The 231-nt window shown below is 72.7% G+C and carries 1 protein-coding gene; it reads left to right on the top strand.

What is annotated here, in order from left to right; all coding sequences use genetic code 11:
* Positions 1-231 (top strand): acyltransferase domain-containing protein (locus ACLQ2N_RS36085; protein ID WP_425820041.1); only part of this gene is annotated, 231 nt, incomplete at both ends.

The following is a 231-nucleotide window of genomic DNA, read 5'->3' as shown; positions in this document are numbered from 1 at the left end:
TACCGGCTCCTCGGCTCGCTGGGTGTGGTGCCGGACGTGCTGGCCGGTCACTCGGTGGGTGAGATCGCTGCCGCGCATGTTGCCGGGGTCTTCGATCTGGCCGACGCGTGCACGCTGGTTGCCGCCCGGGCACGGCTGATGCAGGCCCTGCCCTCGGGTGGGGCGATGCTCGCGATCGCCGCATCCGAGGACGAGGTGCTGGCGCTGCTGGAGGGCCGTGAGGCCGAGGCC

The organism is Streptomyces sp. DT224 (genome assembly GCF_049844595.1).
Lineage (GTDB): Bacteria > Actinomycetota > Actinomycetes > Streptomycetales > Streptomycetaceae > Streptomyces.
This window is presented reverse-complemented; position numbering and strand designations above follow the sequence as displayed.